18 protein-coding genes and 1 pseudogene are annotated in these 26,986 nt (G+C 65.7%); 4 read left to right on the top strand and 15 right to left on the bottom strand.

The window, feature by feature from the left end:
* Positions 1-15: 15 nt before the first annotated feature.
* From B4C31_RS06075 to B4C31_RS06055, 5 genes and pseudogenes are all read right to left on the bottom strand, one after another.
* Complete coding sequence (locus tag B4C31_RS06075) at positions 16-1,332, bottom strand: MFS transporter (protein ID WP_291531745.1); 1,317 nt, start codon at positions 1,330-1,332, stop codon at positions 16-18.
* A gap of 296 nt (positions 1,333-1,628) precedes the next feature.
* Positions 1,629-2,672, bottom strand: a complete 1,044-nt coding sequence (locus tag B4C31_RS06070; RefSeq protein ID WP_291531744.1) for a LacI family DNA-binding transcriptional regulator — start codon at positions 2,670-2,672, stop codon at positions 1,629-1,631.
* 103 nt (positions 2,673-2,775) lie between these two features.
* Positions 2,776-3,567, bottom strand: coding sequence for an isoprenyl transferase (locus B4C31_RS06065; RefSeq protein ID WP_204387368.1), 792 nt, complete (start codon positions 3,565-3,567; stop codon positions 2,776-2,778).
* Between the two features lie 86 nt (positions 3,568-3,653).
* Positions 3,654-4,367: a DNA repair protein RecO gene (gene recO, locus B4C31_RS06060; RefSeq protein ID WP_291531743.1), complete on the bottom strand. Its 714-nt coding sequence runs from the start codon at positions 4,365-4,367 to the stop codon at positions 3,654-3,656.
* 20 nt (positions 4,368-4,387) lie between these two features.
* Positions 4,388-5,533, bottom strand: a pseudogene (locus tag B4C31_RS06055) (alpha/beta hydrolase); the annotation flags it as partial.
* Positions 5,534-5,676: 143 nt separating this feature from the next.
* Here B4C31_RS06055 and B4C31_RS06050 point away from each other — a divergent pair.
* Entirely contained in the window at positions 5,677-6,483 is an 807-nt protein-coding gene (locus B4C31_RS06050) for a Cof-type HAD-IIB family hydrolase (protein WP_291531742.1), read from the top strand.
* A 13-nt stretch (positions 6,484-6,496) separates the two neighbouring features.
* Here the strand turns inward: B4C31_RS06050 and B4C31_RS06045 are convergent, their stop codons facing one another.
* The 4 genes from B4C31_RS06045 to B4C31_RS06030 form a co-directional block, all read right to left on the bottom strand.
* On the bottom strand, positions 6,497-7,618 hold the full coding sequence (locus B4C31_RS06045; RefSeq protein ID WP_291531741.1) for an SLC13 family permease: 1,122 nt from the start codon (positions 7,616-7,618) through the stop codon (positions 6,497-6,499).
* 66 nt (positions 7,619-7,684) lie between these two features.
* The gene (pcp, locus tag B4C31_RS06040) at positions 7,685-8,332 is read right to left on the bottom strand and encodes a pyroglutamyl-peptidase I (protein ID WP_349679130.1); all 648 of its coding nucleotides are present in this window, start codon (positions 8,330-8,332) and stop codon (positions 7,685-7,687) included.
* A 117-nt stretch (positions 8,333-8,449) separates the two neighbouring features.
* Positions 8,450-9,394, bottom strand: coding sequence for a DUF979 domain-containing protein (locus tag B4C31_RS06035; RefSeq protein ID WP_291531739.1), 945 nt, complete (start codon positions 9,392-9,394; stop codon positions 8,450-8,452).
* Positions 9,395-9,398: 4 nt separating this feature from the next.
* Positions 9,399-10,142 (bottom strand): DUF969 domain-containing protein, encoded by a 744-nt coding sequence (locus B4C31_RS06030; RefSeq protein WP_291531738.1) that lies wholly within the window; start codon positions 10,140-10,142, stop codon positions 9,399-9,401.
* Between the two features lie 173 nt (positions 10,143-10,315).
* On the opposite strand from B4C31_RS06030, the gene B4C31_RS06025 reads away from it, so the two are divergent.
* Positions 10,316-10,858 (top strand): peptidylprolyl isomerase, encoded by a 543-nt coding sequence (locus B4C31_RS06025; RefSeq protein WP_291531737.1) that lies wholly within the window; start codon positions 10,316-10,318, stop codon positions 10,856-10,858.
* Positions 10,859-10,905: 47 nt separating this feature from the next.
* Here B4C31_RS06025 and B4C31_RS06020 read toward each other — a convergent pair whose 3' ends face one another.
* From B4C31_RS06020 to B4C31_RS06010, 3 genes are all read right to left on the bottom strand, one after another.
* The gene (locus tag B4C31_RS06020) at positions 10,906-13,239 is read right to left on the bottom strand and encodes a RelA/SpoT family protein (protein ID WP_291531736.1); all 2,334 of its coding nucleotides are present in this window, start codon (positions 13,237-13,239) and stop codon (positions 10,906-10,908) included.
* A 72-nt stretch (positions 13,240-13,311) separates the two neighbouring features.
* Positions 13,312-13,788: a dUTP diphosphatase gene (dut, locus tag B4C31_RS06015; RefSeq protein ID WP_033506058.1), complete on the bottom strand. Its 477-nt coding sequence runs from the start codon at positions 13,786-13,788 to the stop codon at positions 13,312-13,314.
* On the bottom strand, positions 13,788-14,081 hold the full coding sequence (locus B4C31_RS06010) for a DUF4193 domain-containing protein (protein ID WP_033506056.1): 294 nt from the start codon (positions 14,079-14,081) through the stop codon (positions 13,788-13,790). The genes dut and B4C31_RS06010 overlap by 1 nt, the downstream gene beginning before the upstream one ends.
* A gap of 148 nt (positions 14,082-14,229) precedes the next feature.
* Between B4C31_RS06010 and sepH the strand changes: the two genes are divergently transcribed.
* Positions 14,230-15,201 (top strand): septation protein SepH, encoded by a 972-nt coding sequence (sepH, locus tag B4C31_RS06005; RefSeq protein WP_291531735.1) that lies wholly within the window; start codon positions 14,230-14,232, stop codon positions 15,199-15,201.
* A gap of 65 nt (positions 15,202-15,266) precedes the next feature.
* Here the strand turns inward: sepH and B4C31_RS06000 are convergent, their stop codons facing one another.
* Positions 15,267-16,490: an alkaline phosphatase family protein gene (locus B4C31_RS06000; protein ID WP_291531814.1), complete on the bottom strand. Its 1,224-nt coding sequence runs from the start codon at positions 16,488-16,490 to the stop codon at positions 15,267-15,269.
* A 113-nt stretch (positions 16,491-16,603) separates the two neighbouring features.
* On the opposite strand from B4C31_RS06000, the gene B4C31_RS05995 reads away from it, so the two are divergent.
* Positions 16,604-19,312, top strand: a complete 2,709-nt coding sequence (locus B4C31_RS05995) for a DNA gyrase/topoisomerase IV subunit A (RefSeq protein ID WP_291531734.1) — start codon at positions 16,604-16,606, stop codon at positions 19,310-19,312.
* Positions 19,313-19,936: 624 nt separating this feature from the next.
* Here the strand turns inward: B4C31_RS05995 and B4C31_RS05990 are convergent.
* Positions 19,937-24,793 carry a DEAD/DEAH box helicase gene (locus B4C31_RS05990; RefSeq protein ID WP_291531733.1) on the bottom strand — a complete coding sequence of 1,619 codons (4,857 nt, stop codon included), beginning with the start codon at positions 24,791-24,793 and terminating at the stop codon, positions 19,937-19,939.
* Between the two features lie 143 nt (positions 24,794-24,936).
* The coding region (locus B4C31_RS05985; protein WP_291531732.1) for a hypothetical protein at positions 24,937-26,986 on the bottom strand (2,050 nt) is incomplete at its 5' end.

Genomic DNA, 26,986 nt, shown 5'->3' with positions numbered 1-26,986 from the left:
AGCCCCGCCGCGATGTCAGGCCTTGGCTGCTTCCATGGCCTTGAGCTGCTTGTCGGTGTAGAACGGGTCGCCGCCGACCTGCTGGTCGTCCTTCTTGATGACGAAGAAGCCATAGATCAGTGCGACGAGCACGATTGCGGAGATTGTGAAGAAGGTCGGGCGGTCGCCCATCGCATCATGCAGGGCGCCCAACGGCACGGACAGGATGACCTGGCCCACCTGGGAGGCGATCTGGAAACCGACCATGTACAGCGTGGCGGAGAGCTTGGTGTCGAAGTGCAGCGTGAAGTAGCGGAACGCCGGCAGGCAGAACAGCGGCACCTCGATGGAGTGGAATAGCTTGACGATCGACACGGAAATCGGGTCATGGAACGCGCCGCACAGGCCGATGCGGGCGCACATCACGAACGCGCCGAGCAGCAGGGAGTTGCGCACGCCGATCTTGCGCATGATGATCGGGACCACGCCCATCATGGCGGACTCGAGGAAGACCTGGAAACCGTTGAGCGTGCCGTAGGTGGCGTCGCCGATCTCGGTGGTCGGGAACAGGCTCGAGTAGTAGGTCGGGAACATCTGCTGGTCGAACACGGTGTAGAAGGTGTTCGTGAAGATCATGAAGACGATGAGCACCCACAGGGTCGGCATGCCGAGCACGGAGACCATCTCCTTGAGCGACGGGTTGGTGCGCTCGGTGGAGTCGGCCTCCTTCTTGAGCTCGGCCTTCTGCTCGGACGGCACCCAGAACAGGTAGACGAGCAGCATGCCCAGGCCGCAGGCGGAGCCGATCCAGAAGTTGATCAGCGGGTTGATGTTGAAGGTGTGGCCGGCGATGAGGGCCACGATGGCGTAGCCGAAGGAGCCCCAGGCGCGGGACTGGCCGTATTCGAAGCCGAACTTGCGGCTGTAGCGCTCGGTGAGCGCCTCGACCAGCGAGCAGCCGGACATGAAGCCCGCGGACAGCACAACAGAGCCGAGCAGTACGCCCAGGAAGCGGGTGGTGCCGCCGGCGGTGAGCATCGGAGCGTAGATGAACTGGGCGAACGGGCCGACCAGCGCGGCGATGACCGAGACCGCGATGACGAGCTTGCGCTTGATGCCCAGCTGATCCTGGATCACGCCGTAGACGAACATGATGATCAGCGTGGCCAGCGAGTTGATGGAGTAGATCTGCCCCTGTTCGGCGGAGGTCATGCCCAGGCCCTTCTCCGGGTCCAGCAGCCACCTGGAGAAGAACGACCACCAGATACCCCACGAGCAGAAGAACATGAAGATGCCAAAGGAGCTCTGCAGATACGACGGGTTGCGCCATGCAGACCTTGATGCACTTGCCATGTGTGTCTCTTTTCTCTTTCGACGGACGCTGCCGTGCGACCGCCGCTGCCATTGACTTGATATTCGATTGTGCCGCGGACGCGGCGGATCTCTGTCCGGCTGCCGTGCCGTCCGGGGACCGTGATGCCATCATAAAACGTCAATCGTTTTACGTCAAACGATTTACACTCGTTGAGTGCCGTACGAATGTCAAACGATTGAAATAGCGCCGTTATTGGATTTCAAGACAATCGAACATCGGCGTGTCGCATCCAATATGTCGACCACACTACACGCAACCGCCGCACACAGTACGCTCAGCGGACCACGGACTCCTTCTCAATCAGCGTGCAATGGATCCTCGCGGGAATCGGCGAGTCCAGCGGCGGAATCGGAGCCCGCGTCGCAGGCATCGGCACATCGTCCAGCGACCGCCCCTCGATCATCGAGATCAGCTTGCACGCCGCCCAATACCCCATCTCGTAATGCGGCAGTTCCACCGTGGTCAGCTGCGGGGAGAACGTCTCGGCGATGACGCGATGGTTGTCCACGCCCACCACCGAAATATCCTTGCCCACGGTCAGCCCCCTGCGGGCCGCGCACTCGTAGACGGGCCACGAGCGCGCATCGTTGAAGCAGAAGAAACCATCCGGATTCTCCCGGTCGAAGAGCTCCCGGACCTCATCCAACGCGGGCCGATTGTTCAGCACGTCGATGACCAGTCGCCCATCGTAACCGATGCCGGCCTCCTCCAGGGCCCGACGGTATCCCTCCTTACGCAGGTCCTGCGCGATCATCGGCTCGCTGCACCCGATGTAGGCGATGCGCCGGCAGCCGGCCTGGATCAGCCGGTTGGTGGCGTCCTTGGCGATCATGATCTCGTCCGGTTCCACACTGGGAATCCGGCCTTCCGCATCGGTGGCGTCCACCAGCACCACCGGAGCGTCCTTCAGAGCATCCGGCACATGCGTGATGCGGTTCGACATCTTGGCGTACATGAAACCGTCCACGCCGTAGCGCTTCAGCGCGGCGATCTCCGTACCCTCGTCGGACTCGCCATCAGTGCTGACGGTGAGCATGATGTACCCCAATCGGCTGGCCGCGTCCTGCGCCCCGAGGATGATGCCGCCGGCGTACGGGGTTGTGGCGACCTCCTCGCTGATGAAGCCCAGGATATGGGTCCTGCTGGTACGCAGGCTGCTGGCCAGCGGATTGGGACGGTACCCCAGCTCCTCCGCGGTCTTCCGCACCCGCTCGGCGATTTCGGCCTTCACCCGCCCCGCATCGCGATGGTTCATCACCAGCGACACCGTGGATACCGAAACTCCCGCCTTCTGCGCCACCTGCTTCATCGTCGTCATGCATCAAACGATACACGCCCATGCCCCTCGGCGCAGCAGAAACGCACGAAAGACCGCCTCGCCGACCTGCGCAGACCCCTCCGACGGACAGCGGCTTGAAACCTTATTTCTTCACGCCGCCGAACCGGCGATCGCGGTGGATGTAGTGGTCGATCGAACGCCACAGCACCTCGCGGCCGCAGTCGGGGAACAGTTCGGGCACGAAGTCGAGCTCGGCATAGGCGGCCTGCCACGGCAGGAAGTTCGAGGTGCGCTGCTCGCCCGAGGTGCGGATCACCAGGTCACAGTCGGGGATGTCGGGGTTGTACAGGTGCTCGGCCACCATCTTCTCGGTCACGCGATCGCCGCTGATGCGCCCGTCGCGCACCTCGCGCGCGATGGCGGCGCAGGCGTCGGCAATCTCCGCACGCCCACCGTAGTTGATGCAGAACACCACGTCGATGACCTTGTTGTGCTTGGTGCGTTCCATCGCCGATTCAAGCTCGTCGATCACCGACTTCCACAGCTTCGGACGACGGCCCGACCAGCGCACGCGCACGCCCCACTCGTCCATCTGGGCCACGCGGCGGCGGATGATGTCGCGCGAGAAGCCCATCAGGAACCGCACCTCCTGCGGGGAGCGCTTCCAGTTTTCGGTGGAGAACGTGTACAGGCTCAGATACCGCACACCCGCCTCGATGGCCCCGGCGATAGTGTCGAACACCACCGGTTCGGCGGCCTGATGGCCTTCAGTGCGGATCAGGCCGCGCTGCTGCGCCCAACGGCCGTTGCCGTCCATGATCACGCCGATATGCCGGGGAACCTTGCCCTTCGGGAAATCCGGGATGCGCGAAGGATCGGAAAACGGCGCGGCGGGCACACTCAACGACGTGTAGTCAACGTTCTCAAAAGCCATACTACGCATCTTACCGGCTGAGCCCGTCTCCCGAACACGTCCGGGAGAAAACCTCCCAAAACGACTGGGTTTCGCCGCCGAGTCCGCTACAGGCGCATCGAACGCAGCGGACGTTCCAGATAGTATTCGGCCCAGTCCCCCACCAGACGGGTCACCCGTGAATCAGGCGGGCGTTCGCCGAGCGCAGCCCAATCCCCTGTCAGCAACGCCCGCAGTTGGAGCCGTTCCCCCTCGTTCAGACCGCGCGCCTCGGGTGTGCGATCGGCCGCACACATCACGCCACCGGCCGGAATCGACAGGTACGTCAGTGATTCACGCTCGCCGCAGACCACGCACGAATCGAGCCTGGGCGTCCAGCCGGCCAGGGCCAGCGCCCGCAGCACATAGGAGTCGCCGATCGATCGCGCCGGATGGGACTGCCTGGCCAGGGCGTGCAGAGCGCCGATGAGCAGCCGGTACTGGTCGACCGCCGGCTCATGCTCGGCCCCGAGGAGTTTATCGACGGTCTCCGCCATGATGCCGGCCGCCATGTACGCGTCATAGTCCGTTGAGATCGACGAGGCGTATGCCGCTATGGTCTCGGCCTGGGAGATGACGTCCAACGACCGACCCTCGGCGATGAGCACATTCACGCGCATGAACGGTTCCAGACGCCCGCCGAACCGCGATTTGGTCCGCCGGACGCCTTTGGCCACGGCGCGTACCTTGCCATGCATGCGGGTGAACAGGGTGATGATGCGGTCGGCCTCCCCCAGTTTGGCGGTGCGCAGGACCACGCCCTCATCCGTGTACAACGCCATCGCGCACCTCCATCCGGGTCTCAGTATACGAGCGGTTCGGCATACGAGAACAGGCCCCAGAACGCGAATACCAGTAGGACGGCGAACATGGCGGTTCCGGCCAGCCAGAACATCACGCGCCCCAATCGACGCGAAGCCAGCACCGGCTGCTCGCCGGTCACGATCTCCCGCACCGCACCCTTGCGCGGCGGCACCCGCAGGATGCCGCGGGCCGAGGCCACCTCGATCAGCCGGGCGAGCACGCCCGACCATTCCCACACCACCAGCGCGCACACCACCTGTGCCACCGGCCAGCTCCAGTACATGATGCCCGGATCATGCGCCGGCGTGCCGCCCCATGCCAGGTTCACCACCGACATGATGATGCGTCCCATGGCCGCCGCGAACAACAGCAGGGTGAGCCCCGTGGCCATGACCAGCAACGCCAGCGACCTGCCGAACCCGTGGCTGAAGCCGAACACCGGCTCCTTGCGCCGCAGTCCCTGCCGTATCCGGCGCGTCGCACCCACCAGAGCGACCGCCGCCGAGGCGATCAGCAGCACCAGCGTCAGGATATGCAGCACCACGCCGTAGATCGTGGCCACGCGCTGCGCCCGCAATGTCGGCACCGCGCTCGACTGCTGGATCGGCGCCCCCGCCACCTGTTCGCAGATCAGGTCAAGCCCGGCCAGCGTGCCGCCGATCCAGTCGATCAGATCGTTCACGTAGTTGCCCGCATACGGGGTGCCGAGTGCCGTCAGGTCGCCGGGCCGGAGCACATGGTTGCCACCGCGGTAGCTGCGTATCACCACGTCAGGGTTCCCCGCCCGCTCGCACATGTCCAGGATGGTGTTCATACCGTCGACCTGTGCGGTCATCACATCCCGTGAACCATACGCCACGAATGTGGGGATGGTATACGCCTCCGGCGTGAGCGTCCGGATGTCCAGATTCGTCAGTCCGAACAGCGCCGCGTCGATGTTGAACACGCGGCGGACGAAGGACTGGTAGCCGCCGTGGGCGCCGGCGAGCGTGAAATCCTGCGCGACGAAGAACGCCAGCGATTCCCGGGGCGTGAACACCATCGGGCTGAGCAGGATTTGGAAGGCAACGTCGGGGTCGTCCTGCAGCAGATAGCTGGAGATCCATGTGCCCTCGGAGGTGGCGTAGATGCCGACCGACGCATCGCGTGAGGGAGGAGCCAATCCCGCAGGCCCACGGGACGCAGATGTCTGCCATCGCACCGCATGCGGACAAGCAGCCGGTTCCATCGGGACGACGCCCGATACACTTGGGAACGTCAGGTATCCGTTCCCGGGAGGTTACGAGGATGAAGTCGCATGATATCAGGGCCGTGTTCTTTGACGTGGACGGCACCCTCACCAGTTTCACCACCCATGAGGTTCCGGCGTCCACTATCACGGCGCTCCAGCGGCTGCGGGAATGCGGCGTGTTGGTGTTCATCTGCACAGGCCGCGCGCCCTCGCAGTTCGAGGTGGTGGCGCGGATGCTGCCGGTCGAGTTCGACGGCATTGTGGCAGCCAACGGCCAGTACTGCTTCGACACCCAAGGATTCCTCGACACCCGGCCGATCGACGGCGATGACGTGGCCGTGATCGTCGATTGGCTGGACCGCAATCCGGACGTGGTCGCCACCTTCAGCGAATGCGACTACGTGTATTTCAACCGGATCACCCCCGCGATGGAGGCGACGTGGAACCAGCTGGGCAAGACCGCGCCGACGCGGTTCGTAGACGACCCACATACCCGTCCGTTCACGCATGAGACGTTCCAGATTAGCCCGTTCATCACCCCCGAGCAGGAGGCGGAACTGACCGGCCTGTGCCGGAACGTGACCGGGGTGCGCTGGCATCCCGACTTCACCGATATGATCCCCGCCGACGGCGGTAAGCCGCGCGGCATCCGCTGCTTCATGGAGCACCATGGGTTCTCCCGGGAGCAGACGATGGCGTTCGGCGACGGCGGCAACGACATGGCGATGCTGCAATTCGCCGGCGTCGGCGTGGCGATGGGCAATGCGAACGACGAGGTCAAGGCGGTGGCCGACTACGTGACCGATGACGTGGATCACGACGGCGTCATGAACGCGTTGCGGCACTTCGGCATACTTCAATAGGGACCACCCCGTTTCACAGCACGGCGGAGATCATCAGCAACAGCGCCAAGAGCGCCACATTGGCGATGGTGAACCACAGCAGGTAGCGACCGCGGCGCTGCGGGTATTCGCGCGCCACCATCTTGTAGGAGATCAGGCTGGCCATCGAGGCAATCAACGTGCCCAGGCCGCCCAGATTGCACCCTACGATCAGCCCCGACCAATCATCGGTGAATCCCGACAGCAACAGGGCGGCCGGTACGTTGCTGACGACCTGGCTGGCCAGCACGGACACGATCTGCACGCGCCCTTCCAGCATGACGGCCAGCAGGTCGCGGAACGGGCCGATGTTACCCATATTGCCGATGAAGATGAAGAACGCGACGAACGTGGCCAACAGCGCGTAGTCGACGCTGGCCAGCACACGCCGGTTCACCACCAGCAGCGTGATGGCGATCAGCGCGGCGACAGCCCATGGCGGCACCAGACCGAAGATGGCCAGCAGGCAGAGCGCGAATCCTCCGGTGCAACCCACCAGCGAACGCCGCCGGCATACGTGCACGTCCACCGATACGCCTTGCACGGGTTTCGGGCGGCGTAATCCCACACCGATCACCGTCGCCAGCACGATGCCGGAGACCGACACGTACGGCAGCGTCAGCGCCACCAGCTCGCCGAAACCCATCCCCGAACGCGCGTACAGATACAGGTTCTGCGGGTTGCCCATCGGGGTGAGCATGCTGCCGAGGTTCGCGGCGATCGTCTGCAGGATCACGGTCGGCACGATCAGCCGTTCCCACCCGGCCATGCGCAGCACCACCAGCGCGAACGGCACGAAGGTGATCAGCGAGACGTCGTTGGTCACCACCATGCTCAGGCAGAACGGCAGGAAGACCAGGACCATCACCATGCCGCGGGTGGTCGCCACGCGCTGGAGCAGCGCGTCGCTCAGCCGCGCGAAGATGCCGATCTGCTGGTACCCCTTCATCACCGCCATCAGCGAGAACAGCAGCGCCAGCGTATCCCAGTCGATGTAACCGAGGTAGTCGGCGGACGGCGGCACGACGAACGCCGAGGCCACAGCCAGCACCACGGCCACGCACAGCACCGTCTCACGGCGCAGAAACCCGAGGATACGTCGAATGGGCAGGGTCATGGGATGTCGTTCTCCATCACGGGGACTCGTTGGATGCTTGTGCGTTGCGGCAGGGATCGATGCGCGTCAGTGTGTGGCGCCGGCCACCGCGTCGTCCGCCTCGTTACCGCGGACCACGGCTTCGATGGCGTACCCCAGCGATGCGGCGATGGTGTCCAGCGGCATCGACGGGGTGCCTTCGGGCTTGTCTACCACCTGCCCGGGTTCGTACGGCACATGCATGAAGCCGGCGACGGTGCCGGGGAACCGCCGCTCGCACAGGTACAACGCGTGGTACATGATGCTGTTGCACACGAACGTGCCCGCCGTATACGAGACAAACGCCGGCAGATGGTGTGCGCGGATGCCCGCGACCATGGCCTTGACCGGCACGGTGGCGAAGTACGCCGCGGGGCCGTCCGCGCGCAGGGGCTGGCCCAGCGGCTGTTCGCCGTCGTTGTCCGGGATGCGGGCCTCGGCCAGGTTGATGGCCACCTGTTCGACCGTCACGCAGCTGCGGCCGCCGGCCTGTCCGACGCAGATCACGGCGTCGGGATGTTCGGCCGCGATGGCCTGTTCCAGCACCTCGGCGCTGCGCGTGAACACGGTGGGCACCTCCAGCTTGACGATTCGCGCCCCCGCAATGGTGTCCGGCAGCAGCTTGACCGCCTCATACGCCGGGTTGACGGATTCGCCGCCGAACGGGTCGAATCCGGTGACCAGAATCTTGCTCAGCATCATCAAACCTCCTGTATCGTGCTGCGACTTCGCAGTACTGCCGTTATCCGAATCCGACGCCGGTCCGCTCCGCCGGTATTCCTCATTCATTTATACCCGCATCCCGGCAAACCATCAGCATGCGACGAGCATGTAGATGATCTGCACGACGATCATGACGAACGCGGGCAGCACCTGGTTCCTGATCACGCCCATGCGGTCCTTCATCTGCAGCATGGCCACAGGCACGATGTTGAAGTTCGCGGCCATCGGCGTCAGCAACGTGCCGCAGTAGCCGCAGGTCAGCGCCAGGATGCCGACGACGGCGGGATCGGCGCCGAGGGAGAGCACGAACGGCGCGCCGATGCCCACGGTCATCACGGTGATGGCGGCGAAGGCGTTGCCCATGATCATCGTGAACAGCATCATGCCGAGCGCGAACACGATGATGCCGACGGTCAGGTTGCCCGCGGGGATCAGGCCGCCGACGATCCGCGCGATGACGTCGCCCACGCCGGCCGCGTCGAAGATCGCGCCCAGACTGGCCAGCAGCATCGGCAGCATGCACAGCGGGCCCATCGCGGACAGCAGCCGCTCGGAGTCGCCCAGGAACACGACGGGCGTGTTGGCACGGTTGAACGCCCACAGGATGATCGCGGAGACGAACACGCCGATGCAGCAGCCGGCGAGCGCGCCGATGGCGGGGATCAGCGCGCCGGCGATGGCGAAGACGCCGATGGCGAGCGCGGGGATGAACACCTTCTGCCCGATACGCCGGAAGTTGCCCTCCACCTCGGCGTCGGTCGGTTCGGCGGCCTTGCTCGGCTTGACGCGCTGGGCGATGGCGGGGATGACCATGATGACGATGAGCAGGCCGTCGACCATCGGCGGAATCCAGCGGCCGAAGGCGATGACGACGCCGAGCAGCGTCCAGAAGACGAAGGTTCCGTACCGCGACGGGTTGGACCTGTCACGCAGGTTATGCACGCCCGCGTAGATGCTCATCAGACCCATGAGGATATAGAAGACCTCCATGATCTTGTCGGCGGACGGGATGCCGGGATCGGTGAAGAACGCCATGGTGTCACTCCCCTTCCTTCACGGTCTGCACGGATGATTCGGGCGCAGCGAGCCGTGCGGGCGCAGCGGACGTATCGTCGCTGCAGTACCTGCGGCGCAGGTGGTTGTCCTTGATGATGTAGTAGACGGCGGTGACGCCCACAGCGATCAGCGCGACCGGGATCTCGATGATGGCCAGTCGCAGCAGGTCCACGTCGTAGCCGAGCGGCGCAAGCGTGGTCTTGACCAGGATCGCGCCCGAAGTGCCGACGAAGAGTACCTGGCCGAAGAACCAGGCCACGTTCTCCATACCGGAGGCCATGCCCTTGAGTTGTTCGACGTACTCGTCCGCCGGTTTGTGGCCGGAGGCCTCGACGGTGCCCACGGCCATCGGCATGATGATCGGGCGCACGAAGCCGGCCACGCCGCCGAAGCTCACGTTGAACGCGGCGAAGACCAAACGCATGACGCCGTACAGCGCGATGATGATGCCGGGCGTGGCGCCCTTGGCCCTGCCGATCAGCGCGGCGGCGGCCTGTTTCAGGCCGTTACGCTCCAGCGTGCCGGTGACCAGCAGGATGATGATGAACAGCGCCACGCTGCGGTTTGAGACGAACGATTCGCCCAGCGTAGTCAGGAAGCCGTCAATGCCGAGATTGCCCAGCAGCGCGGTGACGATGGCGGCCAGGAACACGATGAGGATCGAGTCCAACCGCAGGGCGAAGCCGACAATGACGACGGCGATGCCCAACAGCACCAGATATTCCATATCTTCAGTCTTTCCTCGTTCTCCATGCGGGTGGGCCCGGATATTCTCGGTCTTCCGGATCCCACCATGTGATTACCGGCCAATCACATTACCTCGATGCATAGTCATTCGAGCACACGCATATTTTTATGCACACCTAGGCGCGGTCGGGACGGCATGGGAGACTGGCAGGCATGAGCACTACAGTTATCATGCGCACCTCCGAGGGTGACATCACCATCAACCTGTTCGACGACCTGGCTCCGGAAACCGTGGCCAACTTCGTGGGCCTGGCCACCGGCGAGAAGACCTGGCGCGACCCGATGACCGGCGAGGAGCGCAACGAGCCGTTCTACGACGGTCTGACCTTCCACCGCATCATCAAGGACTTCATGATCCAGGGCGGCTGCCCGCTGGGCACCGGCACCGGCGGCCCCGGCTACGACTTCGACGACGAGATCGTGCCGACGCTGACCTTCGACCACCCGTACCTGCTGGCCATGGCGAACGCCGGCCTGCGCCGCGGCATGGACGGCAAGATCCACGGCACCAACGGCTCGCAGTTCTTCATCACCACCGTGCCGACCCCGTGGCTCAACGGCCATCACACGATCTTCGGCGAGGTGGCCGATGACGAGTCCAAGGCCGTGGTGGACAAGCTCGAAGCGCTGCCGACCGATCGCTCCGACCGTCCGGTGGAGCCCGCCGGCATCATCTCGGTGGAAGTGGTCAAGTAAAAGTATTCTGCAATCAACGATGGGCGGCTCCCCGGAGCCGCCCATTTCTATTGCATGCGGCGCAGGCGTGGCTCGGCGGAATCCTTGGCGCCGGTGATGCGGTAGACGTCGAAGACGCCGTCAATCTTGCGCACGGCGGACAACAACGTGTTCAGATGCTGCGGGTCGGCCATCTCGAACGAGAACTGGCTGATGGCCACGCGATCGGCGCCGGTGGCGATATTGCCGGACATGATGTTCACGCCGTGGTCCGAGAGCACGCGCGTCACATCGCTCAGCAGATGCGGGCGGTCCAGCGCCTCCACCTGGATCTTGACCATGAACAGGCCCTTGGTGCTCGTCCATTGCACGGGGATGACGCGTTCGGGTTGCCGGCGTTGCAGGTCGATCATGTTCTGGCAGTCGGTGCGATGCACCGATACGCCCTGGTTGCGGGTGATGAAGCCGACGATGTCATCGCCGGGGACGGGCGTGCAGCAGCGCGCCAGCTTGACCCAGACATCGCCCACGCCCTTGACGGAGATGCCCAGCGCATTGGTGGGCTTGGAGCGTTCCGGCGTGCGGCGCAGCGGCAGCAGCTCCTGCTCGGCCTCCTCGTCCACCTCGTCGGAACCGGCGTCCTTGACCAGATGAGCGATGACGTTCTGCGTGGAGACCTGACCGTCGCCGATGGCCGCGAACAGACTGTCCGGGTTCGGGTAGTTGAGCTCGTCGGCCACGCCGATCAACGCTTCAGGCGACATCAGCGTGGAGATCGGCAGGTTGCGCTTGCGCATGGCGCGGGTCAGGTCGTCGCGGCCTTCCTCGATGGCCTCGCTGCGGCGTTCCTTGCTGAACCACTGACGGATCTTGTTGCGAGCCTTCGGGCTCTTGACGAAGCTCAGCCAGTCGCGGGACGGACCGGCGGTGTCGGACTTGGAGGTGAGCACCTCCACGGTGTCGCCGTTCTCCAGTTTGGTGTCCAACGGCACCAGACGGCCGTTGACGCGAGCGCCCATCGTGCGATGACCCACCTCGGTGTGCACGGCGTAGGCGAAGTCGACCGGCGTGGCCTGCGCGGGCAGGGACACGATCTTGCCCTTCGGCGTGAACACGTAGACCTCGGCCGAGCCGAGATCCTCCTTCAACGAACCCAGGAATTCGTTCGAGTCGGGGGTCTCGCTCGTCCAATCGGCAAGCTGCTGAATCCACTTGAGATTGTCGGCCTCGCTGAGCTCCTGGTTCTCGCTGTTCTCACGCTTGCGATCGTCGGCGTCCGGCGAACTCAGCGCACGCCCGGCCTGCCCGTTGGCCTTGTACTTCCAATGCGCGGCGATGCCGAACTCGGCGCGCCGGTGCATATCCCACGTGCGGATCTGGACCTCCACCGGCTTGCCGCCCGGGCCCACTACCGTGGTGTGCAGGCTCTGGTACATGTTGAGCTTGGGCATGGCGATGTAGTCCTTGAAGCGGCCCGGCACCGGGCTCCATCGCGCGTGCACGGCGCCGAGCGCCGCATAGCAGTCGCTGATCGTATCGACGATGATGCGCACGCCCACCAGGTCGTAGATGTTCTCGAAATCATGCCCGCGCACGATCATCTTCTGGTAGATCGAGAAGTAGTCCTTCGGGCGGCCCGTGACGTAAGCCTTGATGTGCTGTTCTTCGAGATCCTCGTTGATCTCGCTCAGGATCTGCTTGAGGTACACGTCCCGCTGGCCGGCCCGGCGGGCCACCAGCACCACAATCTCGTTGTAGATCTTCGGGTAGAGCACCTTGAAGCTCAGTTCCTCGAGCTCTGTCTTGATGGCGTTCATGCCCAGCCGGTTCGCCAGCGGCGCGTACACGTCCAGCGTCTCGCGGGCCTTCTTCTGCGCGCTGGAGGTTTTCACGTACCGCCAGGTGCGGGCGTTGTGCACGCGGTCGGCGAGCTTGACGACCAGCACGCGCACGTCACGGCTCATCGCCACCACCATCTTGCGGATGGTCTCGGCCTGCGCCGAATCGCCGTATTCCATCTTGGAGAGCTTGGTCACGCCATCCACCAGACCGGTGACGGTGTCGCCGAATTCGGCGCGACACTCCTCCAGCGTGTAGTCGGTGTCCTCCACCGTGTCGTGCAGCAGGCCGGCCGCCACCACCAGGGGCCCCATGCCCAGGTCCGCCAGGATCTGCGCCACCGCCAGCGGATGGATGATGTATGGCTCGCCTGACTTGCGGCGCTGGGGGGAATGCTGGCGCACCGCCCGGCGGTAGGCGCGGTTGAGGATGTCCATATCCTCGTCCGGATGATGCGCCTTGCAGGCGTTCATAATCGGTTCGAGCGGATCGAGCGGATTGCCGCTGATCTCGCAACCAAGCGTACGAGCGGAGAAATACCTATCATCAACGTCGGACACCATCGTTGTACCTCCTCTCGTATGCACTCCATCCTACCCTTACGGGCTGCGGACGGCTGCGTGGAATGTCGGGATTCAGGCGGATACGCCCGTCGACCCGAATCCCCGTTCGGCGCGGTCCGATCCGGGCAGCGTTTCCGCCGGGATGAACCGGGCCTCCACATACCGCTGGATCACCAGCTGGGCGATGCGGTCGCCGGGGTGGAACGTCACGGTATGCTCCGGATCCAGATTGATCAACGGCACCTTGATCTCGCCGCGGTATCCGGCGTCCACGGTTCCGGGCGCGTTGAGCACCGTCACCCCCTGGCGTACGGCCAGACCGGAGCGCGGATGCACTAGCGCCACATACCCCGCCGGCAGCGCGATGGCCACGCCGGTCGGCACCAGGGCGCGTTCGAACGGCTTGAGGGTCACCTCCTCGGTGGTCACCAGGTCGGCGCCCGCGTCACCGGCATGCGCATACCGCAGTTCGATCGGATGGGATGGGTCGATCGACCGGATCAGCACCTCCACGTGCTCCGGCTCGTTATACGCCTCGTCGAATGCCATCAGGCGGCGCACTCCTTGCAGATCGGCTGTCCGTCCGCGGTGGTTTCGGCCAGCTGGCTGCGGTGCTTGACCAGGAAGCATTCCGAGCAGATGAACTCGTCGCCCTGCATCGGGATCACCGTCACCGAGGCGTCCTCGTTGCTCAGATCGGCGCCGGGCAGCTCGTAGTCCTCGGCGATGGCGTTCTCATCGTCGTCGATGTCGCTGGCCGAATTCTGCGCGCCCTTGCCCAGAGCCTGCAGCGACTCCTCGTCCTCGTCCTTGTTGCGGGGCGAATCGTAATCCTGTGCCATGGTGGTCCTTTCTCCGTAATGGCGATTATGCGCCATAGAATACATGACATTCCCCCGCATAGGATACACGATTTGAAATACTCGTAAAATCCGACACGTGGGGCACAATGGAATAAGGTCCGGTTCGCAAGAGGAAAGTGGTGCGCTCATGCCTGATCAGCCGCTTGTTCAAGCCCGTTTCGACCATGTGGACGCCGAGGGACGCCTGGTGTTCGTTGCAGGCGAGGAACAGTTCGCCGTCCATGCGGACGACACGCTGGAGCATGCCATCCTTGAGGCCAAGCAGATCACCGCGGAGATCGCGCCGCGGCCGGCCCCCTCGCAGACGTTGCCGATCTCGCAGATCCAGTCCCTGATCCGAGCCGGCGCCGATCCCGCGCGCGTGGCCGAACGCTATGGGGTGAGCGCGGCGCTGGTCAGAAGGTTCTCCGCCTCCGTGGAAACCGAGAAGCAGTATGCCATCGAACAGTTCCTTTCCGTGCCCGCTCCCAAGGACAGCCGCGCGCACACCCTGTCCGAGCTGATCGACCGCACGTTCGCCGCGGCACGGGTACGCCCCGAGGATGTGGTCTGGAAGGCCACGCGTCGCGGGCTGGAACCGTGGCGGATCACCGCGCAGTTCACCTCCGCCGGGCGGACCATCCGCGCCGAATGGTCGTGGAATATGCACGACAACGCCGTGACGTGCCTGAACCGCACCGCCGGCAAGCTGCTGGGCGAGCAGGGCAGCGATCGACCGGGACAGGCCGTTGAGCCCGCCGCCGAGGCGGGGTATGACGACGGCTTTGCCGTACCGCTGAATCTTCCCGGCGATTCCGCCCGCTCCGCCCGCATCGAGCAGACGGTTTCGGCGTGGAGCACGCCGGAGCCCACGATGCCCGCCGTCAGGCCCGATCTTGCGCAGCCTGCAGCGCCCGCGCCGGCCGATAACGCCGCAACGCCGCAGCCGGAACCGACCGTCTCCCCCGCGCAGACACCCGCAGCGGCTCCGTCGCCATCCGATGCCAACGCTGCCGACGCGGCGGCCGCCCCCACGCCGGCGCAGCCCGCGGCCAAGCCGAAACGCCGCTCCGGCCGTTCCGCCGTCCCCAGCTGGGACGAGATTCTGTTCGGCGACTGATCGGTTCAGTCCCGCTCAGTTCATGCCGGTCCGATTCGATTCAGACCGCTTCGATTCAGACCGGTTCAGGCCAGGTCGATCAGGCAGGGGATGTCCATCTCCAGCATCGTGTGCGCGCCGTGCACGCTGGGCAGTTGCATCGCCTGCGCCGTTTGTGTCCGCGAATCGACCAAGGTCAGCGACCCCACGGCCGAAACCAGCACGTCGCCGATCATCGGCTCCACACGCGGTTCGACCGGGCCGAACAGCCCCTCGGCCAACGCCTGTGCCCTGGTGCGGATCTGGGCCCTGTTCCCCAAGAATTCCCGCCATCGATCGGCGATATCCTCCGGGTCCTCGCTCTCCTGCGCGTACAGCATCACCGACCGCGGTTCGCCGCCCACCATCGCCACCCCCTGCGCCAGTTGCGGCGTAACGGCGATGTCGATACGCCGCTGCGGATCGGAGGAGACCATACCGTGATCCGCGGTGATGACGATTAACGTGCCCCTGGGCACACTGCGGCGTAGCAGGGCCAGCTGCGCGTCGATGCGTTCGAATGTGCCGATCCATTTGTCGCTGTCCCAACCGTAGGTGTGGCCGATCTTGTCCGCGTCGCGGATGTACAGATAGGTCAGGCCGGGCGTACGCGCGGCATCGGCGGCGGCGAGTACGCGATCACGGGGCAAAACGTTCGAGATGTAGTCGGTGCCGCGCAGCGCCGCTTCGGTCAACGGCGATGCGGCGAACTTCGGCAGGCCCGAGCTGGTGACGCGCACGCCCCGGTTCCTCAGCAGTTCGAAGACGGTCGGCTGACGTTGCAGATCGCGCGGAGGGATCGACTGCTTGAACTGAATCATCTGGGCCAGCTCGCCGGTTTCGGGGTTGCGTTGCGTGTATCCGGTCATACCGGTCAGTCCGGGGCAGGTGCCGGTGCCGAACGTGGACATGGCCGCCACCGTGGTGCTGGGGGCGCAGGTGGAGATCGGCCGCTGGTTGGCCGGCTCGTTCATCAGCGACCGCAGGTAGGGGGCGTGGCCGAGCCGCATCGCCAGATTCCAATAGCCCAGGCCGTCGATCAGCACCACAACCGCGGATTCGACCTCCGGCAGGCCCAGCTTCCGGTGTGCCTCGGCCGGGTCGCGGTGCACCGCCGTCGGCGTCGGGTGCCCGATCGCGCAGGCCAACGCCGGTAGCAGGCTCGACAGGTGCAGCGCTCCCCCACGTGCGGCGCCGTCGGCGTCGTCCCCATACCGCGCGACCGGCACCGGTCGCAGCAACTCCTCCATCTCGGGCACGTCCACACTCATACCGTTCATTCAACCACCGTCGGGCGAAAACCGAAGCCGGCAGGTTTCGCCGGTGCGGTACACTGGTTCGGTTTGTAGGTTTCCTATTGGTTGTTATGTTTGGAGCTTGTCGCATGGCATCACATCGCAAGACGGGGCAGCCGGCCTTCGACCCGCGCACGGTCAAGGAGCATATCGTCGAGACGCCGTTGAACGAGGAGATGAGCAAGTCGTTCCTCGAATACGCGTATTCGGTGATCTATGCGCGCGCCCTGCCCGACGCCCGCGACGGCATGAAGCCGGTGCAGCGCCGCATCGTCTACCAGATGGGCCAGATGAACCTGAACCCGGACCGCCCGTACATGAAGTCGGCGCGCGTGGTCGGCGAGGTGATGGGCAAGCTCCACCCGCACGGCGATTCGGCGATCTACGAGGCCATGGTGCGTCTAGCGCAGCCGTTCGCGATGCGACTGCCGCTGGTGGACGGCCACGGCAACTTCGGCTCCCTAGACGACGGGCCGGCGGCCTCCCGTTATACCGAGGCCAGGCTCGCGCCCGCGGCGCTGGGCATGAACGCGAACATCGACGAGGATACGGTCGATTTCGCGCCGAATTACGACAACAAGCTCAAGGAGCCGACCGTGCTGCCGGCCGCCATCCCGAATCTGCTGGTCAACGGCGGTTCGGGCATCGCCGTGGGCATGGCCACGAATATGGCCACGCACAACCTGGGCGAGGTCATCAACGCGGCCAAGCACCTGATGGCGCATCCGGACGCCACGTTGGAGGAGCTCATGCGCTACGTGCCGGGCCCGGACTGGCCGGGCGGCGGCATCATCATCGGGCGCGACGGCATCCGCGAGGCCTACGCGTCCGGCCGCGGCACGCTGACCACACGCTCGGCCACGCATATCGAGAACGTCACGGCCCGCAAGAAGGCGATCGTGGTGACCGAGCTGCCGTTCATGGTGGGTCCCGAACGCGTGCTGGAGCGCATCTCCGAAGGGGTCAAGAACCGCAAGCTCGAAGGCATCTCGGGCGCGATCGACCTGACCGACCGGCATAACGGCACGCGCATCGTCATCGAAATCAAAACCGGCTTCGACCCGAACGCGGTGCTGGTGCAGCTGTTCAAGCACACGCCGCTGCAGGACAACTTCACGATGAACAACGTGGCGCTGGTGGATGGCCGGCCGCACACGATGGGCTTGAAGGAGATGCTGCAGGTGTGGATCGACCACCGCCGCGTGGTGGTGCGCCGCCGCAGCGAGTTCCGCCGCACGAAGGCGCAGGAGCGGCTGCATCTGGTCGAGGGCCTGCTGCTGGCGATGGTGGACATCGACGAGGTCATCCAGGTGATCCGCTCCTCCGACGACGCGGACGCCGCCAAAAGCCGGCTGATGGCCGTGTTCGACCTGGATGAGGTGCAGGCCCAGTACATCCTGGATCTGCGGCTGCGCCGCCTGACCCGGATGAGCCGGATCGAGCTGGAGGCCGAGCGCGACGACCTGCGTCGCAGGATCGAGGAGCTGGAGCGCATCCTGGCTTCGGCGGACGAGCTGGACCGCGTGGTGGTCTCCGAGATGGACGACGTGGCCGACCGGTATGGTTCGCCGCGCCGCACGGTGCTGCTGGATGTGGATCCGGACGGCTCGATGCACCCGGTGACCGCGGCCGGGTCCGAGGGTGTGCCCGCGGGGGCGATGGAGGCCGTGCGTGCCGCGCACACCGTATCCTCCGCCGAGGCCGACGTGGCCGCCGCCGCTGCCGCCGCCAGAAAGGCCGGCGAGGATGCAGGGGCCGTATCCGCACTGCAGTTGGATGACGAACCGTGCGTGGTGATGATGGGCGCCTCCGGGCTGATCGCCCGCACCTCCCCCAGCGCGTTGGACGTGTGGGAGTCGCGGTCGGCGGGCGACGCGCATGCGGACGGCGACCAGATCGTGGCCCTGTTCCCCACCACCACGCTGGCCTCGTATGGTCTGATCACGTCGTCGGGCCGTCTGGTGCTCGCCCATGTGGCCGACCTGCCTGCGCTGCCCGCCTCCACCACGCTGAGCGTGGCCGGCGGCGTCAAGGCCAAGGAGCTGCTGGGCATGACCGAGAACACCGATCCGGTGCCCGGCGAATACGTGGTGACGGCGATCGCGATGACCGCCCCGCCGCACAAGGGCGATGCGTCCGACTCCGACGACGTGTCCGGGGATGCGCTGCCGCCGTTGGCGATCGGCACGCGCCACGGCGTGATCAAGCGGTGGAACCGGGAGTCGCCGACCACGATGGATTCATGGAGCGTGATCGATCTGAAGGACGGCGACACGGTGGTGTTCGCCGCGCCCGCCGCCGACGAGGACCGGCTGGTGTTCATCTCTTCGGATTCCTCTCTACTGACCTATGAGGCCGGCAACGTCCGCCCGCAGGGCCGTACGGCTGGCGGCATGGCCGGCATCAAGCTGGCCGACGGCTGCCAGGTGGTGACGTTCAATGTGATTCCGGCCGGCAAGGTGGCCTGGACCTATGAGGAGGGCGAGAACGGCCTGTTCTCCGCCTCCGGCGCGGTGGTGCTCACCGTGGCTGGCGACGCGGACGCGCTGCCCGGCACCGAGAACGGGTCGGCCAAGGTCACCCCGCTGGAGATGTACCCGACCAAGGGCCGCGCCACCGGCGGCGTGCGCTCGCAGCGCTTCCTGAAGGGACAGAACACGCTGATCTTCGCGTGGGTGGGCCTGTACCCGCTGCATGCCTCGACCGAGGGCGGCAACCCAGTGGAGCTGCCGAAGCCGGATATGCGCCGCGACGGTTCGGGCACCGAACTGGCCGCGCCGATCGCATTCGCGGGCTGAGTTCGGACGGCTGCGTGGTACCGAACCATATCCGATGCTTTTTCTGATTTCGGTACCACGATGGTGTGGTACGGAACCAGAAGACCCCTGTTATGACGGTTGTGTACCGCAATGTCGTGGTACGCAACCGTAGCTTCCCCGTTTTTCTGGTTGCGTACCGCAATGTCATGGTACGCAACCGGGAAAATCCCATCGCGGCGGTTCCGTACCGTACCACGAGCTATCCGCCCAGATGGAATCCGCATTATTCCGCCATTCTTCAAATCCGGTCAGGTCTGTGGTACGGTACGGAATCCCATAATCGCCGCATTCAGGGCTCCGTACCACAAGCCTATGGATTCATGCATGGGCTCGCCTGGCAGAACATCAATAAAACAGATTATCTAAGAAGATATATCATTAGCTCCCATACCTACCCATTATCTTTATAGCAGGCTCAGCAAGTCTGTTTTTCACGCACCACCTGCCGTTATGCGGCAGGATTCTATCAGGAATATTGTCATTCCCCTTCTCCTCGCCTCCATCATCCACCGGAACCCGCCCAACGGTTCCGGTCAAACCTTCGCTAGACTATCCCTCGGATTCCGGCTGAAGCGGGTATCGTCCACAAAGCGAACATCCCTATCACCGGTACAGCTTCATGCCCTGGGGGCAGGGGGTGAAGCCGGCGGCGTGCAGGATGCGGGCGGCTTCGGTGCGCGCGGTCAGCGGCTCGCCATCGAGGTCGGCGAAGGTGACGCTGCCGGAGGGGCGGCGCTGCAGGGCATAGGCGAGTTCGGCGAAGGCGCGGCGCAGCGTGTCCCCGTCGTCGGTGAACGTGGTCAGGTGATGGCCCTTGACCGCGGCGTAGACCACCGGGTTACCGTGGTCCAGCACCACCATGCCTCCGGCACGCCGCAATGGTTTGCTGGCCTGGCCGCCATACTGCGGCCAGGCCACGGCCGCACCGGTCAGGTTGGCGGGATCCATGACCTCGATGGCCACGCAGGACCGGCTGTGCCCCTCCCCCGCATGACGCAGCTGGTCCACGGTGTCGCGGCGCGCGAACTGCGCGGCTCCGAACCCCTGCACGAACATGCCGCGCACCAGCGTGCCGTGCTCCTCCATACGGCGCAGCACCGGATACAGCGCGGAGAATCCACCCGGCACATCCTCGGCATCGATCAGCAGCGGGGCGATGATGCCGTACCTATCCAACAGGATCTCGACCTGCGCCAGCGAACGCTGCTCGGCGGTGGCGGTGATGGTCGGCACGACCGACCATAGCCCCTGCATGAGCACCGGCACTTGTACGGCCACGCGGGCGCGGCGGCGAGTGCGGCCCACCGATACGCTGCGCGTGGTACGCGAGTTCGAGGCCGCCGTCATGGCACGCACCGGCGTCAGCGCACTGTTGGTCACCGCGCCTTGCCAGACCAGCGACCACAGGGCGTCCTCGAATTGGCTGTTCGACCAAGCCGAGGGGCGGATCTCCCCGGTTTCGGGATCGACCGACTCCGTATCCGGTCGCCACGCCGCACGAACCAGTTCCGCCAACCGTTCCGCCCGGAACGCGCCACCGGCCGCCAAGACGTGCAGGATGGCGTCGGGCAGCGTCCGCACAGGCCCCAACGCCCGCCCCGCATCATCGTCGGGCGCAATGTCGCCGGTCATAGTGTTGTCGGACGCAGTGTCGTCGGACGCTGCGTCGGATGGATGCCCGGTTGCGCCGGCTGCCGCGGTATTGTCCAGCAGTTCCGAGTCGGCGGGATGGAATGCGATGCGTCCGGGTTCCTTGGCCTTGGTGCCGGCGGTTTTCTCCCCAGTCCATACCACGTCGCCGGAGGCGAGCAGTTCGTCCAGCATGGCGGGCTGGTAGCCACGCACTCGTGCCGGGAACACCGCCCCCTCCCACACCGGCAATGGCAGGGCGACGCCTTCCAGCTGTTCGATGACGCGCATCAGCCCGTCCGCGCCGTCGTACCGTTCGCCGCCGACCGGTCCTACACCCTGGCGGTCCAACAGCAACGCCTGGTAGACCGCCGGTGCCACCGGTTTGATGGCCTCACGCGCCTTGCTCAGCGAGCGTGCGCGGATGCGGCGGAATACATCGCGATGCAGATACTGAACGGGCCTATGGTCATCCGCCATCTCAACATCTGGCTCCATGCCGCCGACAAGCTTGCCCATGCCGCCATACGGTTCCGCACCTTCACAAGGTTGTGCATCATCGACGGTTGAGCGAGAACCGTTTCCCTGCCCCGGATTCGTCATAAAAAAGCCGGTCAGCACCTCGCCGCGCGCTTTGAGCTCGTCAAGCTCGCGCACCGCGCGTTCGGCGTCCAGATGCAGCTCCGCCATCATCATGTCAACGGTGAACGGGCCATGAGTCTTGGCGTATCGGGCCACGCGGCCGGCAACATCCCGCTCGTCCAGTTCGTTCCAGAACGTCCGCCCGGCCAGCTCCCGCTCCACATCGTGGATGACGTCCGGGTCGAGCACTGCGGTCATGTCGGTGGTGCCGAGCAGACGCTCCAGCGCGTCGAAGTCCAGCGAGAGCAGGGCCGCGCTGCGTTCGGCGTGCGGCTGGTCATACTGGTACATCACCTGCCCCACATAGCCGAACATGATGGTTTCGGCGAACGGCGACGGCGTCTGCGTCTCGACATCGACCACGTCGATCTCACCGTCGGAGAGCCGTGTCATCAGCCGCCGGAGCGCGGGCAGGTCGTAGACGTCCTGCAGGCATTCGCGGGTGGTCTCCAGCAGCAGCGGGAAGTTGCACTGCGTCCGCGCGGCGTTGAGCAGTTGGACGCCACGCAAGCGCTGCTGCCACAGCGGCACGCGCTTGCCCGGGTCGGTGCGCGGCAGGTATAGCGAACGCGCTGCGCATTCGCGGAAACGTGCGGTGAACAGCACCGACTCCCCCACCTGTTCGGCTACCAGTCGTTGGATGTCATCGGGATCGACCGCAAACAGCTCGGCGGCCGGGATATGCCCATCGGACTGCGGCAGCAACAGGATGATGCCGTCGTCGCAGGCGTAGACCTGACCGTCGTATCCGTAGCGCTGCTTGATCCGGTTGCCGACGATCATCGCCCACGGTTCGTGCACGCGCTTGCCATACGGCGAGTGGAGCACGATCCGCCAGTCGCCCTCCTCGTCCGGGCATCGCTCGACCACCAGCGTGCGGTCGGTCGGCACCGCGCCGGTGGCGATGCGCTGCTCGTGCAGCAGTTGGGCCAGATTGGAGATGGCGTTGCCGTCGAGTCCATCCGAGCGCAAGCGATCCGTCGTATCGTCATCGAACGATGCTGCATCCGACGACGCCATGCCGTCGGACGATGCCGCGCAATCGCCGTCGTACAGGCCGTTGACCATATCCCGAACGAAGTGCCCCTGCATCTCGCCGAATCCGGCATCGCGTCCGAAGCCCTCGCCGTGCCAGAACGGCAACCGGGCTGTGCGGTCGGGGGCCGGCACCACCACCACGCGGTCGTGGGTGATGTCCTGGATCTGCCAGGTGGAGGTGCCGAGGGTGATGACGTCGCCGATGCGGGATTCGTAGACCATCTCCTCGTCGAGCTCGCCGACGCGCTTGGGCCCTTTGCCAGCCTCCTGTTCCGGTAGGACCACCGTGTACTGGCCACGGTCCGGGATCGTACCGCCGGAGGTGACGGCCAGCCGCTGCGCCCCGGGACGCGCGGAGATCAGATGCTCCTCATGGTTCCACATCAGACTGGGCCGGAAGGCGGTGAACGCCTCGGAATCATAGGCGCCGGTCAGCATGCCGAGCACCGAGTCGAACACGGAGCGGTCCAAGTCGGCGAACGGGGCGGCGCGGCGCACCACCTGATACCAGTCGTCGGGGTTCAGGTCCTCCATGGCCGCGGCGGCCACCGTGTGCTGGGCCAGTACGTCCAGTGGACAGCGCGGTATGGAAAGCGGCTCGATGTCGCCGGTCTGCATGCATTCCACGGTGGCGGCCGCGCCGATGATCTGTTCGCGCGTCAGCGGGTAGAACAGCGCGTGGGAAACGCCGCCCACTTGATGATCGGCACGGCCAACCCGCTGCAGCCCCGAGGATACGGATAGCGGCGGGGAGACCTGGATGACCAGGTCCACGCTGCCCATATCGATGCCGAGTTCCAGGCTGCTGGTGGCCACCACGCAGCGCAGTCGACCATGCTTGAGGTCCTCCTCGATGCGTTTGCGGCGATCCTTGGACACCGATCCGTGGTGGGCCATGGCGATGGTGTCCTCCGGCGCATGCGGGTGGATGAGATTCGTGGACGGACCCGCCATGGGATGGAAATGCCGCTGACCGGCATACGGTTCATCCGGCCGAGGCGTATCTGCACCACCATGGCCGGGCATGGCGGCGTACAGGTCGTTGAGCCGCGCGGTGAGCCGTTCCGCCAACCCGCGCGAGTTGACGAACACGAGCGTGGTGTGGTGGCTGAGGATCTCGTTGAGGATGCTGCGCTCCACGGCGGGCCATACCGACCCGGCACGTTCGTCCGCCGATGCGGCGTTCCCCGGTGCCGATGCCGTCTCCCCCGCTCCGGTATCGGCACGCCCCCGCAGCGGACCATGAGCCGGACCCGGTGAAGCCGTGACGGTGCCCTGACGTTCGGCGAGTCGCATCATGGCCGGCGTGACCCCGCTGATGGAGGGAAGTCCGGATGGTTCCCCGCCGCCTGCGGCACACGGCCGGTTCGCGGGAGCGGCAGATTCGGGCATCTGCTCGACCGGTTCGACCACCTTCAGCTCCATGGCGGGACGCGACTGCACATCGACGATGGTGACGGCCCGTGCGCCGCCGAGGAACCGCGCCGCGGTCTCGGCCGGACGCACCGTGGCGGACAGTCCGATGCGCTGTGCGGGTTCGGCGGTCAGCATATCCAGCCGTTCCAGGCTCAACGCCAGATGCGCCCCGCGTTTGGTTCCGGCGATGGCATGGATCTCGTCCACGATGACGGTGCGCACCGTGGACAGGATGCGCCGCGCCTTGGAGGTGAGCAGCAGATACAGCGATTCGGGCGTGGTGACCAGGATGTCCGGCGGGTGCGAGGCGATGGCCCGCCGCTCCTGCGCCGTGGTGTCGCCGCTGCGCGTGGCCACACGGATCGACGGCGGGTTGAGGCCCATGGCCTTGCATTGGGCGTCAATGCCCGCCAGAGGCGTTTCCAGATTGCGCGCCACGTCCACGCCCAGCGCCTTCAACGGCGAGATATACAGCACCTTGACGCCCTTGGCGGGTTTGCGGGAGCGGGAGCCGCCCGCCTCCCGCGGATCCGCCGCACGGTTCATCAGCCGGTCGATGGCGTACAGGAACGCGGAGAGCGTCTTGCCGGAACCAGTCGGCGCGATGACCAGCGCGTCGTCCCCCTTCGCGATAACCGGCCAGGCCTGGCGCTGCGCCGCCGTCTCCCCCTGCGCGAACGCATGTCTGAACCATGCCCCGGTGGGCTCGGAGAACAGATCCAGACATTCGTACATATGTTCGATTATGGCAGCGCGCCGGGACGGATTCGACCGCCCGGCACGCCGTCAGACCGGCACGCCGTCAGATTCGGCGACCGACCGACAGGGCATACCGGGGCATGTCGGCCTTGGCCAGACGCCAACGCGCGCCGCGCGTCTCAGGCCAACAGACCGTCGATATCATGCCACCGGCGCACCGGGCGAAGCACCGGCGCCGCGAGCAGCCCGCACCGCGCCGGACCGTCGCCCTGCAGACCGGTCCCGCGATAGTAGTGGTTGGCGGCCGACGACATGACCAGGACCGTCAGCTCATTGACCCCGGCACGCAACGACCCGCCGAGCCGAATCGCGCCGGACGGCCAGGGGGCCGCACCCGCAGGCCTGCCATCCACCAACACCTCCACCGAATCCTCGGTGGAGGGCAGCAACAGCTCCCACCCGTCGTCCGATACGGCATCGTCGGGGATCTCCACGTCGATGCGGTATTCGCCGGTGCCGCAGAACGTCGGATACCCCTGCGCCTGCCACCCGTCGAACGGCATGATCGGTTGCCGGGAGCACGTCGCATCCGCATCCCGCGTCACCGGGCGGAACCGCCATCCGGACAGCAGGGTCAGTTCACCGGCGGTCCGCTCGCCATCGATCTCGACATGCAGCAGCCGCACCTGGTGCGGGGCCAGGCGCACGCGCACCGGACCCGTCAGCCACGGCGTCGGGGCCGACCGGCCGCCATCGACCGCACGCCATTCGGTCACACGACAGCGTTCACGCGCGTGGACGATGCCGACCTCACGCTCGTCATCGCCGTCGTTGAACAGCATGACGCGCACGCCGGTCCCGTCGGCCCCGCACCGGGACCACAGCTGCCCGGAACCGGCGGCGGCGACCACACGGAACCGCCCGGGCAACGCCTGCAGCACGGCGGCCCGCACCCTGTCCCATGACGGTTCGCCGGCATAGTGGAACCAATGCGGATCCTCCGCCAACCGTTCCACGGCAGCCTGGATGTCCCCGCCATCCTGTGTCAGCGACGGCAGAACGCCGGTGGAGACCACCACGCCGCCGCCGTTCAGGAACGCCCGCAACCGTTCAATGGTGTCGAGGGAACGCACCGCCTCCACGCCGGGCAGCACCAGAACGGGAAAGGTCCTGCCGTCCGGCAGACGCAGACTCGAGCCGTCCGATGCCGAGCCCAGCAGGTCGCACTCGTCGATCAGCGTATAGTCGATACCCTCCCGGGCGAGGTGTTCGGTCCAGAACGCCGTGTGCCGGCCGAACTCATGGCAGGGCCCTCCCATCCATGCGGTGCGCAGCGGGTACAGCACCGCCACATGGTTGAACGGGCGCATGCCGTCGAGGAACACCGATACCCGGGCGGATTCGTCGGCGAGCGCCCGGTGGGCGGCGAACCAGGGTTCGAAATTCACCCCCGGGGCGAAGTCGAAGCGGGGGTTGACCAGCATCCGCTCGCTCTCGTCACCGTCGGTGAGCCAGAACGCGTGCATGAGCAGCTGCCGCATGCCGAGGATATGGTGGCGCATCGTCTGCGAGCGCAGCTGTCCCAGCGTCAGCTCCCACCATCCGGCGGCGAAGTGCGAACCGGGGACCACGCGCCCGAAGTACTGTTCCACGATGCAGCCCGAACGCCCGTGGCTGCGGGCCACCGAGTCGCCGAATTTGGCCGACAGCTGGGGCATGGCGTTGCGGGCGTCCACGCCGGTGACGTCGCGCCAAGCGTCGATGCCGAAATAGTCGAGTCCGAAGTTCGTCCGGGGGTCGTCGGCCACGATTGTGCCGGTCGGATCCCAGGAGGATACGTGGCTGAGCACCTCGTGCCCGCTCAGCAGCACGCCGTGCCGATGGCACCATTGCGCGAGCGTGCCGAGGAACGCGTCGATCCCCCGTTGCGCGTACCGTTCGAAGAACGTCATCCGCCACGAGGCCCACGCCGGATCGCACCTGGAGATGGACAGCAGCAGCACCGGCCAATCCCGGGCGTATGTCTCCTGCAATTCCCGGTAGAACGAGGCCTCGTACATCAGCGTGGAGGCCGTGGGCCCCTCGTTCTGGTCCCAGGTGTAGAAGCAGGCGTGCGGCTGGTCGAAGAACACGTACCGGACGGTGGTGCCCATATGCGGGCCGAAGGCGCGGGCGTAGGGGTCGTAGCCGACCTCGGTGAACCGGCGGGCCGCGGCCGGGTCGAGATAG

Origin of the sequence: Bifidobacterium sp. UBA4282 (assembly GCF_002394995.1) — a bacterium.
Lineage (GTDB): Bacteria > Actinomycetota > Actinomycetes > Actinomycetales > Bifidobacteriaceae > Bifidobacterium > Bifidobacterium pullorum_B.
This window is presented reverse-complemented; position numbering and strand designations above follow the sequence as displayed.

What these genes read in the sequence shown, in the direction of transcription:
- B4C31_RS06075 (WP_291531745.1), bottom strand. Translation starts at nt 1,332, where the DNA reads ATGGCAAGTGCATCAAGGTCTGCATGGCGCAACCCGTCGTATCTGCAG.
- B4C31_RS06070 (WP_291531744.1), bottom strand. Translation starts at nt 2,672, where the DNA reads ATGACGACGATGAAGCAGGTGGCGCAGAAGGCGGGAGTTTCGGTATCC.
- B4C31_RS06065 (WP_204387368.1), bottom strand. Translation starts at nt 3,567, where the DNA reads ATGGCTTTTGAGAACGTTGACTACACGTCGTTGAGTGTGCCCGCCGCG.
- recO (WP_291531743.1), bottom strand. Translation starts at nt 4,367, where the DNA reads ATGGCGTTGTACACGGATGAGGGCGTGGTCCTGCGCACCGCCAAACTG.
- B4C31_RS06050 (WP_291531742.1), top strand. Translation starts at nt 5,677, where the DNA reads ATGAAGTCGCATGATATCAGGGCCGTGTTCTTTGACGTGGACGGCACC.
- B4C31_RS06045 (WP_291531741.1), bottom strand. Translation starts at nt 7,618, where the DNA reads ATGACCCTGCCCATTCGACGTATCCTCGGGTTTCTGCGCCGTGAGACG.
- B4C31_RS06035 (WP_291531739.1), bottom strand. Translation starts at nt 9,394, where the DNA reads ATGGCGTTCTTCACCGATCCCGGCATCCCGTCCGCCGACAAGATCATG.
- B4C31_RS06030 (WP_291531738.1), bottom strand. Translation starts at nt 10,142, where the DNA reads ATGGAATATCTGGTGCTGTTGGGCATCGCCGTCGTCATTGTCGGCTTC.
- B4C31_RS06025 (WP_291531737.1), top strand. Translation starts at nt 10,316, where the DNA reads ATGAGCACTACAGTTATCATGCGCACCTCCGAGGGTGACATCACCATC.
- B4C31_RS06020 (WP_291531736.1), bottom strand. Translation starts at nt 13,239, where the DNA reads ATGGTGTCCGACGTTGATGATAGGTATTTCTCCGCTCGTACGCTTGGT.
- dut (WP_033506058.1), bottom strand. Translation starts at nt 13,788, where the DNA reads ATGGCATTCGACGAGGCGTATAACGAGCCGGAGCACGTGGAGGTGCTG.
- B4C31_RS06010 (WP_033506056.1), bottom strand. Translation starts at nt 14,081, where the DNA reads ATGGCACAGGATTACGATTCGCCCCGCAACAAGGACGAGGACGAGGAG.
- sepH (WP_291531735.1), top strand. Translation starts at nt 14,230, where the DNA reads ATGCCTGATCAGCCGCTTGTTCAAGCCCGTTTCGACCATGTGGACGCC.
- B4C31_RS06000 (WP_291531814.1), bottom strand. Translation starts at nt 16,490, where the DNA reads ATGAGTGTGGACGTGCCCGAGATGGAGGAGTTGCTGCGACCGGTGCCG.
- B4C31_RS05995 (WP_291531734.1), top strand. Translation starts at nt 16,604, where the DNA reads ATGGCATCACATCGCAAGACGGGGCAGCCGGCCTTCGACCCGCGCACG.
- B4C31_RS05990 (WP_291531733.1), bottom strand. Translation starts at nt 24,793, where the DNA reads ATGTACGAATGTCTGGATCTGTTCTCCGAGCCCACCGGGGCATGGTTC.